General features: G+C 74.1%; 17 protein-coding genes. 7 read left to right on the forward strand and 10 right to left on the reverse strand.

Going from position 1 to position 14038, the window contains the following annotated elements:
* The first annotated feature begins 91 nt into the window (after window positions 1-91).
* Window positions 92-457 (forward strand): hypothetical protein, encoded by a 366-nt coding sequence (locus OG753_RS00500; RefSeq protein WP_327260102.1) that lies wholly within the window; start codon window positions 92-94, stop codon window positions 455-457.
* Between the two features lie 118 nt (window positions 458-575).
* Entirely contained in the window at window positions 576-908 is a 333-nt protein-coding gene (locus OG753_RS00505; protein ID WP_327260104.1) for a GYD domain-containing protein, read from the forward strand.
* Window positions 909-1050: 142 nt separating this feature from the next.
* Here the strand turns inward: OG753_RS00505 and OG753_RS00510 are convergent, their stop codons facing one another.
* The 4 genes from OG753_RS00510 to OG753_RS00525 all read right to left on the reverse strand — a co-directional run bounded on the left by OG753_RS00510 (window position 1051) and on the right by OG753_RS00525 (window position 3977).
* Complete coding sequence (locus tag OG753_RS00510; RefSeq protein ID WP_327260105.1) at window positions 1051-1368, reverse strand: hypothetical protein; 318 nt, start codon at window positions 1366-1368, stop codon at window positions 1051-1053.
* Between the two features lie 209 nt (window positions 1369-1577).
* A complete protein-coding gene (locus tag OG753_RS00515; RefSeq protein WP_327260106.1) occupies window positions 1578-2372 on the reverse strand; it encodes a HisA/HisF-related TIM barrel protein in 795 nt (264 codons plus the stop codon).
* Window positions 2373-2514: 142 nt separating this feature from the next.
* Complete coding sequence (locus OG753_RS00520) at window positions 2515-3051, reverse strand: hypothetical protein (protein ID WP_327260107.1); 537 nt, start codon at window positions 3049-3051, stop codon at window positions 2515-2517.
* On the reverse strand, window positions 3048-3977 hold the full coding sequence (locus OG753_RS00525; protein ID WP_327260108.1) for a class I SAM-dependent methyltransferase: 930 nt from the start codon (window positions 3975-3977) through the stop codon (window positions 3048-3050). The genes OG753_RS00520 and OG753_RS00525 overlap by 4 nt, the downstream gene beginning before the upstream one ends.
* 192 nt (window positions 3978-4169) lie before the next feature.
* On the opposite strand from OG753_RS00525, the gene OG753_RS00530 reads away from it, so the two are divergent.
* Window positions 4170-4709 (forward strand): hypothetical protein, encoded by a 540-nt coding sequence (locus OG753_RS00530; protein ID WP_405786624.1) that lies wholly within the window; start codon window positions 4170-4172, stop codon window positions 4707-4709.
* Here OG753_RS00530 and OG753_RS00535 read toward each other — a convergent pair.
* From OG753_RS00535 to OG753_RS00545, 3 genes are all read right to left on the reverse strand, one after another.
* Entirely contained in the window at window positions 4706-5089 is a 384-nt protein-coding gene (locus tag OG753_RS00535; protein WP_327260110.1) for a toxin Doc, read from the reverse strand. The genes OG753_RS00530 and OG753_RS00535 overlap by 4 nt on opposite strands.
* Window positions 5090-5554: 465 nt before the next feature.
* Window positions 5555-6103 (reverse strand): nuclear transport factor 2 family protein, encoded by a 549-nt coding sequence (locus OG753_RS00540; protein ID WP_405786626.1) that lies wholly within the window; start codon window positions 6101-6103, stop codon window positions 5555-5557.
* Window positions 6104-6679: 576 nt separating this feature from the next.
* Window positions 6680-7135, reverse strand: a complete 456-nt coding sequence (locus tag OG753_RS00545) for a transglycosylase SLT domain-containing protein (RefSeq protein WP_327260112.1) — start codon at window positions 7133-7135, stop codon at window positions 6680-6682.
* 549 nt (window positions 7136-7684) lie between these two features.
* Between OG753_RS00545 and OG753_RS00550 the strand changes: the two genes are divergently transcribed.
* The gene (locus tag OG753_RS00550) at window positions 7685-8131 is read left to right on the forward strand and encodes a hypothetical protein (protein WP_327260113.1); all 447 of its coding nucleotides are present in this window, start codon (window positions 7685-7687) and stop codon (window positions 8129-8131) included.
* Window positions 8132-8183: 52 nt separating this feature from the next.
* On the opposite strand, the gene OG753_RS00555 is transcribed toward OG753_RS00550, so the two are convergent.
* Complete coding sequence (locus tag OG753_RS00555) at window positions 8184-8786, reverse strand: TIGR03086 family metal-binding protein (protein ID WP_405786627.1); 603 nt, start codon at window positions 8784-8786, stop codon at window positions 8184-8186.
* Between the two features lie 135 nt (window positions 8787-8921).
* Between OG753_RS00555 and OG753_RS00560 the strand changes: the two genes are divergently transcribed.
* On the forward strand, window positions 8922-9326 hold the full coding sequence (locus tag OG753_RS00560; RefSeq protein WP_405786628.1) for a hypothetical protein: 405 nt from the start codon (window positions 8922-8924) through the stop codon (window positions 9324-9326).
* Window positions 9327-9377: 51 nt separating this feature from the next.
* Here the strand turns inward: OG753_RS00560 and OG753_RS00565 are convergent, their stop codons facing one another.
* Both OG753_RS00565 and OG753_RS00570 read right to left on the reverse strand, forming a co-directional pair.
* Entirely contained in the window at window positions 9378-9923 is a 546-nt protein-coding gene (locus tag OG753_RS00565) for a hypothetical protein (protein ID WP_405786629.1), read from the reverse strand.
* 289 nt (window positions 9924-10212) lie between these two features.
* Window positions 10213-11628, reverse strand: coding sequence for an MFS transporter (locus OG753_RS00570; protein WP_327260117.1), 1416 nt, complete (start codon window positions 11626-11628; stop codon window positions 10213-10215).
* Window positions 11629-11869: 241 nt separating this feature from the next.
* Here OG753_RS00570 and OG753_RS00575 point away from each other — a divergent pair, with 241 nt between their 5' ends.
* A complete protein-coding gene (locus tag OG753_RS00575; protein WP_405786630.1) occupies window positions 11870-12454 on the forward strand; it encodes a hypothetical protein in 585 nt (194 codons plus the stop codon).
* 313 nt (window positions 12455-12767) lie between these two features.
* Complete coding sequence (locus OG753_RS00580) at window positions 12768-13988, forward strand: cytochrome P450, cyclodipeptide synthase-associated (RefSeq protein WP_405786631.1); 1221 nt, start codon at window positions 12768-12770, stop codon at window positions 13986-13988.
* Window positions 13989-14038: the final 50 nt, after the last annotated feature.

Consider the following 14038-nt stretch of genomic DNA (forward strand, 5'->3'; position numbering starts at 1 on the left):
GGCGGACTGGCGGACTGGCGCGACCGGTAGTCGTGCGGGTTGCCCGGCGCCGATACCGGCGGGCTCCCCCGGTCCCTGTCAGGATGGGCCCGTGACCGAACCTGATGCGTTGGCGGGCTCGTGGTACCGGGGGAAGGGGTCCGCCCTCTCCCTCTGGTCGAAGGACTCGGTGTTGTCGATCGGCTCCGTGGGGTCGGTCCTGTCGATCGGCTCGGTGGGGTCGGTGCTGTCCGTCGGATCCGTGGGCAGCGCGCTCTGCGCCGCGTCCATCGGGTCCTCGCTGTCCATGCTGTCCGCCGCTTCCTGGCTGAGCACGGGCTCGGTGCTGTCGGCGCAGTCCCGCTGGTCGGTGTTGTCCTGGCGCTCGCGCAACGGCTTCATGGCGGCCGGCGTCGTGGCCGCGGCGGCCGCCGCCGGACTCGCGCTGCACCTCAGGGAGCACCGCGGCGGCCGTTAGGCCGTCGGTTGTGGGCCGTGGCGGTTGTCGTGCCCAGCTGTTCGGGGGACTCCGGGGGCTCCCCCGCTCCTGTGCGGCCCGCCGCGGGCACCTCTCGACCAAACGAGAGAGGGACACGATGCCGCTCTATCTATCGAGGTTCAGCTACACGCCCCAGACCTGGGCGCGGCTGATCGGTCATCCGGAGGACCGGGCGGAGGCCGCCCGGTCCTACATCGAGTCGGTCGGCGGGAAGCTCCACGGCTTCTGGTACGCCTTCGGCACCCACGACGGCTACAACCTGTGGGAGGCCCCCGACAACGTCTCGATGGCCGCCGTCTCGCTGGCGATCAGCGGAGGCGGTGCGCTCAGTTCGTTCGAGACGACCGTGCTCCTCACCGTCGAGGAGACCCTGGACGCCCTGCGCAGCGCCGGGCAGATCGGCTACCGGCCCCCCGGCGAGCCGGGGTGACCGGGGCCCCGGGGCGAGCGGCCTCCCCTGACGGGAGCTGATGGGTCCGGGCCGCCGGACGGCGGGGCACGGGAAGGGGGCCGCCGCCCCGTCCGGGGCGGCGGCCCCCTTCCCTGCCTGCATCCGTGTCCGGTAGCGGGGGCTAATTGCCGATGTTGCCGGTCCACTGGCCGGCAGCCCGCATCAGGGCCTCGTTGCTCATGATCTGGGTTCCGGGCAGGCTCGCCATGCCGATGTCCCCGGCCGGGGCCGCGCCGTTGTGGGAGCCGACCGTGTTGTCGCGGCCGGCGTTGAAGACGTCGTCGCCGGCCACCTGGCTCAAGTCACCGAAGACGATCGAGTACGTGTTGGTCACCGGTGCGTAGACGGTGAAGGCGTCGTCGGCGGAGGCCGCGGACGCGCCCGCCAGGATGATGCCACCGGCGGCGAGAGCGGTCAGGGCGCAACGGATCGATCGCACGGGTACTGCCTTTCGTGGAGGGGTGTGGGAGCAGTGCGAAGGTAGGCCGCTTCGCGCGCCGAGACCCCGTACCCGCCGCCGTACGGCCCGAGTCCATCCGTACGGCGCAGCCTCCCGGGCGCGGGTCCGGCCGGACCGCGCCCGGGGTCCGCTGGGGGGTATCTGGTCGATCAGGCCGAGCCCTGCGTGATCGGCAGGACACCCCCTAGCTAGGGGCCGGTGGCCACGCAGGCGAGTGCCTGGGCGAGGGTGAAGGCCCCCGAGTACAGGGCGCGGCCGATGAGGGCGCCGTCGACTCCGTGCGGGGCCAGCGCGGCGACCGTGCGCAGATCGTCGAGGGTGGCGATGCCTCCGGCGGCCAGTACGCCGCCGGTGGTGCGGCGGCACACCTCGGCGACGAGTTCGAGGTTGGGGGTGGAGAGGCTGCCCTCCCGGCTGACGTCGGTGACCACGTAGCGGGTGCAGCCGGCCTCGTCGAGAACGGTGAGCGCCTTCCACAGGTCGCCGGCGTCCGTGCCCCGGCCCGGCCCGGCCAGGCGCGGGCCGTGACCGGTCAGGTGGACGGGCAGGCTGACGCCGATCCGCCTGCCGTGCCGGGCGATGGCCTCGGCGCACCAGGGGAGGTCGGTCAGCGCGCTGCGGCCGAGGTTGAGGCGGGCGCATCCGGTGGCGAGGACCCGTTCGAGGGTGGCCGTGTCGTGGACGCCGGACCGGCACATGAGCTGGACGTCGATGGTGAGGGCCTCGATGATGCGGCGGGCCTGCGGGAGGTCGAAGCCCCCGTCGTCCTCTTCGGCCATCACCAGGTGCAGCCAGGTGGCTCCCTGGTCCTGGAAGGCCAGCGCGGCCGCGACCGGATCGCTGCGGTCGGGTTCCGGCACCTGGCCGTCCCCGACCAGGTGCACCACCCGGCCGCCGGCCACGTGCACCGAGGGGAACAACTCGAACCCGGTACCGGTACCGGCCTGCTGTACTGCGACCGCGTCCTTCGAAAGGCGCGACATCCCACCACCGTCCCTCTCGTACGTCCAGCCGGGAACCCCCGCCTGCTCCGCCCGCACCGTAGGAGCACGCGGGCCGGGCGTATACGGCGCGAACCCGCCACCGCGGCCCGGCCGGTGGCCCGCCCGTCCGCGCGGGGGCGGGTCATCGTTGCGGGGCGGCGTACCAGCGGCGGTGCACGAGCGGTTCGACGCACAGGACGGCAGCGCCCGCGGCCGCGCCGACCAGGAGTGCGGGCGCGCCGCCGCCGGAGGCGAGGGTTCCGGCGCAGGCGGCGGCCAGGACGAGCGGGCGCAGCAGGGTCAGGGGGCCGAGGCCGGCCACCAGGGCCAGGGTGCTGGCGCGGAACGGCAGCACGAGGTACGCGGCGAGCGACAGCAGGACGGCCGTGGTGTAGCAGGCGAGGGGGACGAGGAATCCGATGGCGCCCTCGGCGAGTGCCGCGTACGTCCGGTCGCGGTCGGCGGCGGCCAGCAGGACGGCGCCGGCCGTGAGCACGGGGGCGAGCAGCAGGCCGGCTCCGACGGCCAGGCCGCGCAGGGTCGCCCGTACGACGGCGCGGTGCTTGCGGATCCTGGCGTCCCGCCCGGCGTGGGCGCGGAAGCCGCTGAAGGCCGAGTCGACCAGGCCGAGCGCGGTGAGGGTCACGGCCAGGGCCGGTGCCGCGTCCTGCGGGGTCACCGCGCCGCTCCGGCGAGGTGTTCGGGGCCCACGAGGCGGCGTGCGGAGCGGCCCATGGCCCGGCGCAGCGGTGCCTCCAGCTCGGGCCGGATCCCGATGACGGGGCGCAGGGTGGTGCAGAACGGGTTGGCCAGGCCCCGGGGTTCGTAGAGCAGCGGCCGCATCCCCGGCGCGGCCGCCGCCTGCAGCAGGGTCTCGTCGGTGTGTGCCCGGCGGGCCGAGGCGACACCGTCGTGGCGGCCGAGCGGGTGGCGCATCCGTGACCGGTGGAACACCCAGGCCCCGATGGGCGCGAGCCGGGTGGCGGCGATGTCGAAGTGGCAGAAGGCGAGGGCGGGCGAGGCGGCCTGGGCCCGGAAGAACCCGGCGAGGTCGGGGCCGCGGAAATGGTGCAGCACACCGGTGGACACGTACACGGTGGCGGCCTCCGGCAGGTCGAAGGCGTTGCCGTGGACGAAGCGGCAGTCCAGGCCCTCGGCGCGGGCCAGCCGGGCGGCCTCGCCGACGAGGGCGGCGTCCAGGTCCACGCCGACGAGTTCGACGTCCGGGCCGAGCGAGTGGTGGGCGGCGAGCCAGCGCACGGCGTATCCGAGGCCGGAACCGACGTCGACCAGGCGCAGCCGGCCGGTGGCTGTCGCGCGGACGGCTTCGAAGACCGGGCCGAGGATGTGGACGAGCCGCTTCCCGAGGCGCAGTTCCTCGCTGAGCCGCTGCAGTTCGGTGTGCACGCCGATCATGAGGCGGTCCACGGCGTGGGGGTCGAGCACGTCGTGCCGGTCGGCGGGCAGCCGGGCGACGATGCGGGCGGCGTGCCGGTCGCCGGCCTCGCGGAGGCGGTGCACCACCTCGGCCCTGCGCACGGGCAGGCGCGCTCCGGTGCGCGGGTCCGTGGCGGTGATCAGGTCGGATATCTCGAGGTGCGGCACGATCGTGAACCCTAACCGCTGCCGTTCCGCCCCCACCCCGGCCCGTTCCGCCTCACCCCGGCCCGGTCCGGCCGTGCCCGTTCGGCGCGCGGCCCGGTCCACGCGGTGCCGGGCCCGCGCGGTGCCGGTGCCCTGCCCGTCGTGGCGGTATATGGGTGGAGCCGGTCGGGCGGGCGCCGCAGGATGGGGCGCATGAGTCTGCCGAGCGCCCCGCACCAAGTCGAGTTCCTGCACCACCCCTGCCCCGACTACCCGCACCTGACCGCCTGGGGCATCCGGGTCGACGGCACCGACCTGCGCGTCCTCGTGGCGGAGGCGACGCGCGCGCTGTGGGGCCGGGAGCTCGAGGAGGAGGACGACGACACCCCGCAGGAGCGCGAGGAGTTCCTGCTGCGCCAGCACGCCCCGCTGTACTTCGACGACGCCGACGGCGCCCTGGCCCGGGCCCACTTCCTGGGCGGGGCGCAGCCGGAGCTCCTCGACGGCGACCCCGGCGCCCTGTACCTCCTGGGCTGCCGCTGCGGGATCGACGCCTGCTGGCCCCTGTCCGCCACGGTCCGTGCGACGGCCACGGAGGTCACCTGGTCCGGCTTCCACCAGGTCCACCGGCCGCAGTGGGGCGAACTGCCCATGGGGCCCTATGTGTTCGCGCGCCCGGCCTACGACGCGGCCCTGGCGGCGCCGGTCCCGCTCCCCCAGGACCCTGTCGACGCGCTGCTCGGGGAGGGTTAGGGGTTCGGGTGCAGGGAGCGGAGGCGGTCGGCGACGTCGTGGACGGTCAGGCGCAGGGCGCGGATGTCGGTGATCAGGTCGCGCCAGGGCCCGAAGGCGGTGTCGACGTCCTGGCCGGAGGCTTTGATGTAGGCGACGGCGACGCCGTAGCCGAAGTACTCGTTCCTGGCCGGCAGTGGGCGGGTGAGCACGATCTGCTCCAGCAGCGCGGCCGCCCGCCAGTACGCGTCGGGCTCGTCCGTCCCCCACGACGGGGTGTTGACCCGGTGCCGGGCGACGGCGGCCACCAGACCCGAGTAGTCCAGGACTCCCAGGTTCTTGCCGCCCAGGAGTTCTTCCTGACGGTCCAGCAGCCACCGGATGTCGATGCGCAGTTCCAAGGTCAGGCCGCCCCGCTCGCACCCGGGGACAGGGACCGGGACGGGGGCAGCGGTCCGCCGGGGGCGGCCGTGGAACGGTCCCGCGCCCGGGAGTCGGCCTTCATCGCATCCGCCATGCCCCAAGTATGCATCCGTGCATACCTTTACGAATACCCGCGCCCGGCCGCCCGGCCCGTGATCCGGGGAGCGGGTGGTGCCCGGCGCGGTGGCCGGCGGGCCGGGCAGTGGCGCCGCCCTGTCCCGGACGAGGGGCAGGTGCGTCTTCCGGTCCGCCGGCGGTCCGGCGAGGTCGACGTCCGCCGTGTGCAGGGGCTGTTCGCCGCTCGCGGCCCGGTCCAGGGGGTGCTCCGCGGCGCCCGCGCCGGGGTTCGACTATCGGCTCGGCTGAGCGGGCGGGGGCGCTGGGGGGGGCCGGCCGGAGGTGGCCGCGGTGCGGTAGCCGCCCCCGGCCGGCCCGGGGGTGTGTCAGGTGGTGGGCGGGGTCCAGTCGGCGGGCAGGCCGGACTGGGCGAGGACCGCGGCCAGGCTGTAGTGGTCCTTGTTGGAGACGATCCGGCAGTGGTGCCTGTCGAGGTCGATCACCGTGGTCATCGGTACGGCGAAGGGCTTGGGGGCGCCCTTGAGGTGGCCGGAGTAGACGGACCGGACGGTGATGCGGTTGCCGTCGCTGCGGGTGGTGCGGATGGTGACGTGGACGTTGTCGATCAGGGAGTCGGCGCGGGCCTTCCACCCCGAGATCTCCTTACGGCCGCGGAAGGTGGCCGCCACGGCTTCGTCGGTGTAGGTGCCGTCGGCGGTGAACAGGGCGCCGAGCGCCCGGGGTTCGCTGCCGTTCCAGGCGCGGGCCCAAGCGGTGACGATCCGCGGGACGCGCCGGTCGGCGGCCTGTGCGGAGGACGCGGCGGCGGTGGCGGTGGCAGGGGTGGTGTGTGCGGCGTAGGCGGTGGGGGCGGCGCCGCAGAGGGCTGCGGCAGCGGTCAGCACCGTCATGGCACGGAGGGTGCGGGAGGTCATGGTTGATGCTCCTTCAGGGGCGGATGCGGCCCTGCCGGCGACGGCGCCGGGCAGGTGGGGCGGGGCCTTCGGCCACGGGGCGGGCAGGGAGCCGTTCCGGGCCGCGGGCATGGGCGCTGCCTCGTCCGTCCGAGTACGTGCAACGTTCATGGCGCACAGACTCACGCGGGGCGGTGTCCACTCTCCAGGCCCGGCAGGGGCCTGTGACTGTCCAGCACTGCCCACCGGTGTCCACCCGCAACTGCCGCGGGGGCGCATGCCGTTCGTCCGGCAGGGGTGGTGCGGTGGTGCCGATGGCGGTGCCCGCCGAGGCTGGGCCGCATCCGGTGCCCTCGCGGTGTGCGCGTGTCCGCGCCGGGCGGCTGTCCGCCGTGGTCACGGGGCCGTCCCCGCGGCCGGGCCGGTCGTGGTCCCGGCCGGCGCGGCCGGTACGGATCCCGCATTCGTGCCGGACGGGTCCGTGATGCCCTGCTGGAGCGTCGGCCGGGCGGGCGCGGCGGCCGCGTACACGCACGAGCGCCCGGCCGGGTGGTCCCGGCCGGGCGCTCGTGCGTATGCGTGCTGTCCGCTGGCGGCTTAGTACCAGTGGTTGTTCTGCCAGAAGTTCCAGGCGCCGACGGGGCTGCCGTAGCGGTCGTTCATGTAGTCCAGGCCCCACTTGATCTGGGTGGCGGGGTTGGTCTTCCAGTCCGCGCCGGCCGAGGCCATCTTCGAGGCCGGCAGGGCCTGGGCCAGGCCGTACGCGCCGGAGGAGGCGTTGGTCGCGGTGTGGTTCCAGCCGCTCTCGTGCGAGATGATCTTGTCGAAGGCGGCGAACTGGGCCGGGTCCTTGATCATCTGCTGCGCGATCGCCTTGGCGCTCATCGGGGCCGCCTGGGCGGGAACCGTGGCAAGCATGGAACCGGCGACACCGAGGGCGACGACGGTGCCCGCGAGGGCCTTCTTGGAGGTGGCGATGCGGCGGATGATGGCGTTGGACACGGATGGACCTTCCGACGGGGACAAGGGCGGTCGCACGCATGCCGAAGACATGCGTGAGCCACTCACGCAAAGGAGAGGGGTTCGTCGGCGGCGGGTGAAGTACCTGAAGTACCCCTGCCGCCTTGCGACTCATCCAGTTCTACAGACGCCCCGACGGCCTGGCAACGACCCCGCTTACTAGGGACCTTCGCAGTCGGGGGCCGACGGGCCTTCGGGGGCCCGGGAGGCGCGGCATCGGGCCTGCGGTGGCTACTATCCCGGTTCGTATGTGACGTGGGCCCTATGGGGCGGGTCACCAGCGGGACGCCCGAATCTCACCGATTGTCACCGGCTGTACCCCTTTGAGGGAGCCATCTCGATGCCCGAATTGCCTAGTTATCGAAGGAAATGGGTGGAGTGGAGGCTGTCTCTCCTCCGTGGGGGGGCTCTGAGGCCGGTGGCGGGCGGGTGGCCGCCCGCCGCGTGCGGCCACCCTCCGGCCCGCGCGCGCGTCCATCCGGGCGAAGGTTCCGGGAAACCCTGCCCGTCGCGCCTCATGGCGGGCCATGGTCGCTTCCAGGAAGAACGGCACGGAGAACAAGGATGGGGACATTGCATTTCTTGAGGCGCACCGGAACGGTCCTGGGCGCGGCTGCGCTGACCATGCTGGCCGTCCCGGCCCCCGCTCACGCCGCGGCGGTCGCGTGCGGCGGGGGGACGTCGACCGGCCGGGTGGCCGTCAACGGCTGCATCAGCGCCCAGCGGGGATCCGCCGGCAGGTTCCCCACGCGGGAGATCACGGCGCACATCAGGGCACGGAACACGGGAGCGAAGGGGCTGAACGTCTCCTACGAGGCGTTCTTCCGCGTCGTCGACGGTGGCCACTGGGAGAAAGTGGGCAGCGGCCGCACCCATGTCCGGGCCGGTGAGTCGATCGGCCCCCTCGAGGTGGGAAGCACGACCCGGGTGTGCGGTCCCGTGAAGGTCGAGATCCGGGTACACGCCCGGGCCGACGGCGCCGCCTGGAGCGGCTGGTCCCCCGCGGCCACGAAGCAGTGCCAGACCTGAGAGCCCGGCGTTCGCGTGCCCCCGGGCGGCGGGCCGGGGCACGCCGCCCGCGTCACGGGGATGCGGGCGGCGTCCAGCCCGGGTCGCGGCCGCTCAGTGCGAGCGTCCGGTCCAGCAGCGGGGCGTCGTCCGGTACGGGCACGACGGGTCCGAAGATGCCGTCGCCGCGGTCCCCCTCCTCGGCGGCCGCCAGCAGGAACGCGTGCGAGGAGCGGAGCGCGGCGTGATCGGGCGCGTACTCCTGGCCGGTGGCCCGGGCCAGGTCCCATCCGTGCAGCACCAGCTCGTCGGCCGCCACCGCACCCGCGATCCCGCCGGGCAGGTCCACGCCGCCGGCGCGGGTCATGCCGGTCCAGGCGGCCGGGTCTTCCCAGGCCTCGGCGAGTTCGCCGAGGACCCCGGGCAGTTCCTCGCGCCAGCGGGCGGGCAGGGAGGGCGTGGCCGAGGTGGGGTCCGTGTCCGTCGTGGGGCCCAGGTCCTTGCGGGCGGCGTCGCGGAAGGCGACCGCGAGACCCGCGAGGTGGCCCAGCAGGTCACCGACCGTGTAGGCGGGGCAGGGCGTCCGGTCGGTGAGCCGGGCGTCCGGGACGGCTGCCGCGAGACGGGCCACGATCCGCGCCTGCGGTCCGAGATCGAAAGCGGTCGTACCGGTCATCTGCCGCTCCTCCTGAGAGTGGGTCTGAAGGGTAGACCGGCGGCGGGGCCCGTACTCATCGCGACGCGGCGCGGGATGTGCCGGGCGCGTCCCGCTCGACGGGCACGCCGGCGCGGCGGAGGATGGGGCACTGTGATGACGGTCCTGGTGGTCGGCATACCGGAAGGCGTGGAGCTGGAGGTGCTGCGGTCGCGGATCCAGCGCAATCCCCACTTCCAGGTCATCTCCCATGCCCGCACGCCGGACGTCGCGCTGGCGCACGCCCGGGTCCTGCTCCCCGACATCACCGTGCTCACCCTGTCCGGCAGCTTCCGGGACGACCCGGCCTCGTTCGGCGTCTTCCGGGGGGTGCGCGCCCTGGACCCGCCGAGCGGGGTGGTGCTCCGCACGAGGGCCGACGCGACTCCCGTCGATCTCGACGTCGTCACCGTCGACGGGGCGGTCCACCTGGTGCGCGCGGGCGACGAGGAGGGGCTGATGCGGGCGCTGCGCACGATCGGTCTGCGCCGCGCGACCTGCGACCCGGACGAAATGTCCTGACCGGGCCCGCGGTCTCCCGCCCCGGGCTCGCCGGCGGGTCGGGCGGCGGGGTCAGGCGGCGGGGCAGAGATCGGCCGGGCGGGCCGGGGCCGAGTCACGGGCCACGGTCGCGCACACCGGCCGCGCGGTCGGGACGGCTGCGGCGGCGGCCGTGGCCGTGGCCGTGGCCTGCGAGCGGTTCCGGGTGAAGACGACGAGGCGCAGCACCGCGAACCGTGCGACACCGGCGAGTGCGCCGGCGCAGAGGTAGACGGCCTGTTCGAGGGGAGCGCCGGGAGCCGCCACCAGCTGGTGCAGGAGGAGCATCGCCAGGCAGGTCACCGCGTACGCCGCCGCGGCGGAGCCGGCCGACTGCGCGTGCTGGTGCCAGGTCGCGCGCCCGCCCGCGCCGAAGGTGAAGCGGGCGTGCAGCTCGGTGGCGAGGAGCGTGGAGGCCGCGGTGATCAGGGCGTTGGCCAGGGCCCAGGGTATGCAGGAGGCGAGGGCCGTCACGGCGAAGCTGGAGGCGAGTCCCACTCCGCCGCCGCAGAGCACGAAGCGGGTGAAGGCCGTGAGGGGGCCGGGCTCCGCCCGCTGCCGGCTCCGTGCTGTGTCCATGATCCGCCCCCTGATCGCCCGCCCCGCGCAACGCGCCCCGTGGCCTGCGGCCGGGGCGCGCCACCCCATGACGCCATTATGGCTCACACATGGCGCCATGGCGAGCCATTATTGGCGCCACGTGTGGCTTCGGGGCATCGCGGCCACACGGTCCGCAGGCCGGAAGGGGTTTCCTGTTCTCCGTTCCTGCTCTCCTGCTCTCCTGCTCTCCTGCTGTCCTGCTGTCCGGGCTTCCCGGGCCCGTGTGTGTCCGGGCCCCGTCCGCGCCCGCGGCGTCAGGGCGGGAGTGTCAGGGCCGGCGGTCCGCCTCCCGCATCGACAGGGGCGGGACCCTGCCCAGCACCACGAGCCGGTGGCGTACGGCCATGACGATCACCGCCGTCGCGACGATGACCATCCCGCCCAGCCGAAGGATCGCGTCGTAGGCCTCCTCGGGCGGCCGCTGCGGCGTCATCGCGGAGATCGCCGCCGCGGTCCCGGCGAGGGCGATCGCGCCCAGCGTGACCAGGAACGTCAGCAGCACGCCCGACGCCTCCCCCGCCCGGGCCGGTGCGACGACCTGCTGGGTCGCCACGCTGGAGAAGGTCCAGCCCAGTCCCAGGCCCAGGCCGCACCATGCGAACACCGGCACGTACAGCCACCAGGCATCGGCCTGGGCCAGCGCGTACATCCCGGTGCCCGCGACGGCCCCGGCGAGCGCCATCACCGCGGTCGGCCGCATGTACCGGGCCAGCCGCGCCCCGAGCGGCCCGCTGACCGCCACCAGCAGGGCCGGGGCCAGGAACACCGTGCCCGCCAGGAGCGGCGAGAGGCCGCGGACGCCTTGGAGGTAGAGCGTGGCGAGGAAGACGGTGACGCCGTAGCCCATGTTCGAGAGCGAGCCCATCCCGGTCACCAGGACGTACGGGACGTTGCGGAACAGCCGCAGATCGACCAGCGGGTGCCGGGCGAGGCGCTCGCGCACCAGGAACAGCCCGCCGGCCGTCACGGCCGCGGCGAAGCAGCCGAGAGTACGGGCACTCCCCCAGCCCCAGGCGTCCCCGCGCTCCACGGCCAGGGTCAGTGCCGCCAGCGAGCACACGATCAGGGCGCAGCCGAGGAGGTCGAGCTCGCGGGGCGCCGAGGTGTCGCGCGAGTTAGGTACGCAGGCGAGGGCGGCGAGCAGCGAGATCAGGCTCAGCGGGACCATCAGCCAGAAGATCCAGCGCCAGCCTGGCCCTTCGGTGAACCCTCCGCCCACGAAGGGCCCGAGCGCGGTCCCGATGTTGGCGACGCCGAAGACGGCGCCCAGGGCCTTGGCCCGGGTCTCCTCGGGAAAGGTGTTGGTGATCACGGACACGGACACCGGGAAGACGAACGCCGCGCCCACGCCCTGCGCGATCCGGGCCACCACCAGCAGACCGAGGCCGGGAGCCAGCGCGCAGCCCACGGAACCGGCCGTGAACAGGGCGAGCCCGGCCAGCAGGGTGCCCCGCCGTCCGAAGACGTCCCCCACCCGGCCGCCGACGATGAAGAAGCAGCCGATGGCGAGCATGTAGGCGGACAGGGTCCACTGCGCGGCCGAGTCCGTGATGCCGAGCTCCGCCGCGATGCCGGGAAGGGCGAGGTTGAGGGCGAAGAAGTCGAGCTGGATGCAGAACAGGGCGACGGCGACCGCGACGAAGGCCCCCGTCCTCCGCGCGGCCGGCGAGGACTCAGCGCGCATGGGGGCGTTCCTCTCGGCCGGGGCAGTCGGGACACCGCTGAATGGCCGCACGCAGGCCGTCATCCCATTGTGGGGCGGCCTGACGGGGGACGCAGTGCGGCTGGGGCCCCGGCGGGTGAAATGCGCAGGCCCGGCCGGGCGGGGGCCATCCGGGCGGGGCGCGGGGCCCGTGCGGCACGGCGGCCGGGGCGGCGGGGTGTTGCGGGCGCATGCTGTTGTCCCCCCTCTGTTGGAGAGGCCCGTGAGTGATCCCAGCCCCCGAGTGACCCCGAGGCCGGCGTCCGCCGCACCGGGTGATGCCGCTCCCGCTCCCGGGGTCATCGGCATCGGGCTCGCCGCGGTGCTGACGTTCGCGCTCGCCCAGGGTTCGTGGCAGTGGTTCGCCACGTTCATCGGGGTGACGCTCCTCGCGGTGATGTCCGCCTTCCAGCGGCGGGCGCAGTGGACTCCGGAGATCCGTTCGCCGTACATGCGCGGCCTGGTCGCGTACGCGCTGGTCGTCGGCCTGTGCGTGGCGGTCGCGCTCGCTCCCCTGCTGCAGCGCCGGGCCTGGCTGTTCCCGATGCCGGGCACGCGCGGCGACTGTGCGCTGGCGGGGCGGTACGCGGCCCTTGAGGCGGAGGCGGCGCTGGGGAACCTGGCCGGCAATGACGCTGCGGCGCTGGCGTTCGCGCAGCAGGACCAGGCGCGCAAGGCGGTCGCCGAGTGCCTGGCGGCCACGACGACCCTGTGGCTGCCCCTGTACGGGCTGGGGGTGGCGGTGCTGGTGGGAGCGGTCGCGTGGCTCCGTGACCGGGCCCGGGCCCGGTCGGGCGCCGCCGGCTGAGGAGTTCCGGCTCCAGGGTGTCCTGCCGGCCGGTGCGCAGCCTTTCCAACCGGCGCAACCCGTACCGTCGTTCGCGCGTCTTGCAGGCCGGACCGCGGCCGTGGGCGTGCCCGCTGCGGCGTGGTCGTGACGCAGGTCACGGGAACCCGTCGTGGACGGCGGACAGCCGACAGGAGTGACAACACAGATGTGCATCCGGGTGCGGTCCCGGCCGTGGCCGTGTCCGGCCGCGATGTCCGGGGCCCGTGGCGGCTCCTGACTCCTGCCGGCCCGGCTCTCCTTCCCCCACTGCATTGTTCGAGAGGTCTTCACCATGCCCGCGGTCCCTGCCCGTTTCAGTGTCCTGTCCAAGGACTTCGCCGCCGCCCCCCACCGCTACTTCGCACGGCTGAGGGAGCGGGCTCCGGTGCACTACGAGCCGGCGATCGACAGCTACTTCCTCTCCCGCCACGAGGACGTGAAGCGGGTGCTGACCGACCATGAGGCCTTCAGCACCGAGATGTTGCAGGTGCGTGCCGAGCCGGTGATGCGCGGGCCGGTCCTCGCCCAGATGACCGGCGCCGAGCACACCGCGAAACGGAAGATCGTCGTACGGGCGTTCACCGGACGGGCCCTGGAGAGACAGATACGCGCCGTCCACGCCAACGCCGCCGAGCTCATGGCCCCTTTCCTCGCCCGGGGGCGGATGGACCTGGTCAACGACTTCGGCAAGCCGTTCGCCGTGCACGTCGCGCTCGACGTCCTGGGGCTCGACAAAGGGGACTGGCAGCAGGTGGCCGCCTGGCACGGCGGGGTCGCCGAGTTCGTCACCAGCCTCGCCCTCACCCCCGAGCGCCGCCGGCACTGCATCGACTGCGCCGAGGAGTTGGAGACCTATCTCCTGCCCGTCATCGAGCAGCGGCGCAGCCGTCCCGGCGACGATCTGATATCGAGGCTGTGCACGGCCGAGTTCGGCGGTGTCGTCATGAGCGACCGCGACGTCACCGCGCTGATCATCAACGTCCTGGTCGCCGCCGCCGAGCCGGCGGACAAGACGCTCGCCCTGCTCTTCAAGCACCTGATCGACCGTCCCGAGCAGCTGGCGCAGGTCCGCCGGGACCCGCGGCTGCTGGCCGCCGCGATCGCGGAGACCCTGCGATACAGCCCGCCGGTCCAGCTCATTCCCCGCCGGGCGGAGCAGGACGCGGTGTTCGCCGGCGCCACCGTCCCGGCCGGTGCGACCGTCTTCTGCATGATCGGCGCGGCCAACCGGGATCCCGGCGCCTTCAGTGACCCGGACGTCTTCGACATCCACCGCCCGGACCTGGGCGCCGCCCGTTCCTTCACCGCGGCCGCCCAGCACCTGTCCTTCGGCGCCGGACTGCACCAGTGCGTCGGCGCGGCCTTCGCGCGTGCCGAGATCGAGACGGTCGCCGCGATGCTGCTGCCCCTGCTCGACGAGGTCCGCTACAGCCCCGGTTTCCGCTACCGGGAAGCCGGCCTGTACACGCGGGGGCCGCTCGCGCTGTCGCTGGACTTCACCCCCGTCGGCTGAGAGCGCGGCGCCGGCCGCGACCTGCGGCCGTCTCGCCCGCCGGGCCTGTG

The sequence above is a fragment of the Streptomyces sp. NBC_00029 genome (assembly GCF_045160505.1).
Classification (GTDB): Bacteria; Actinomycetota; Actinomycetes; order Streptomycetales; family Streptomycetaceae; genus Streptomyces.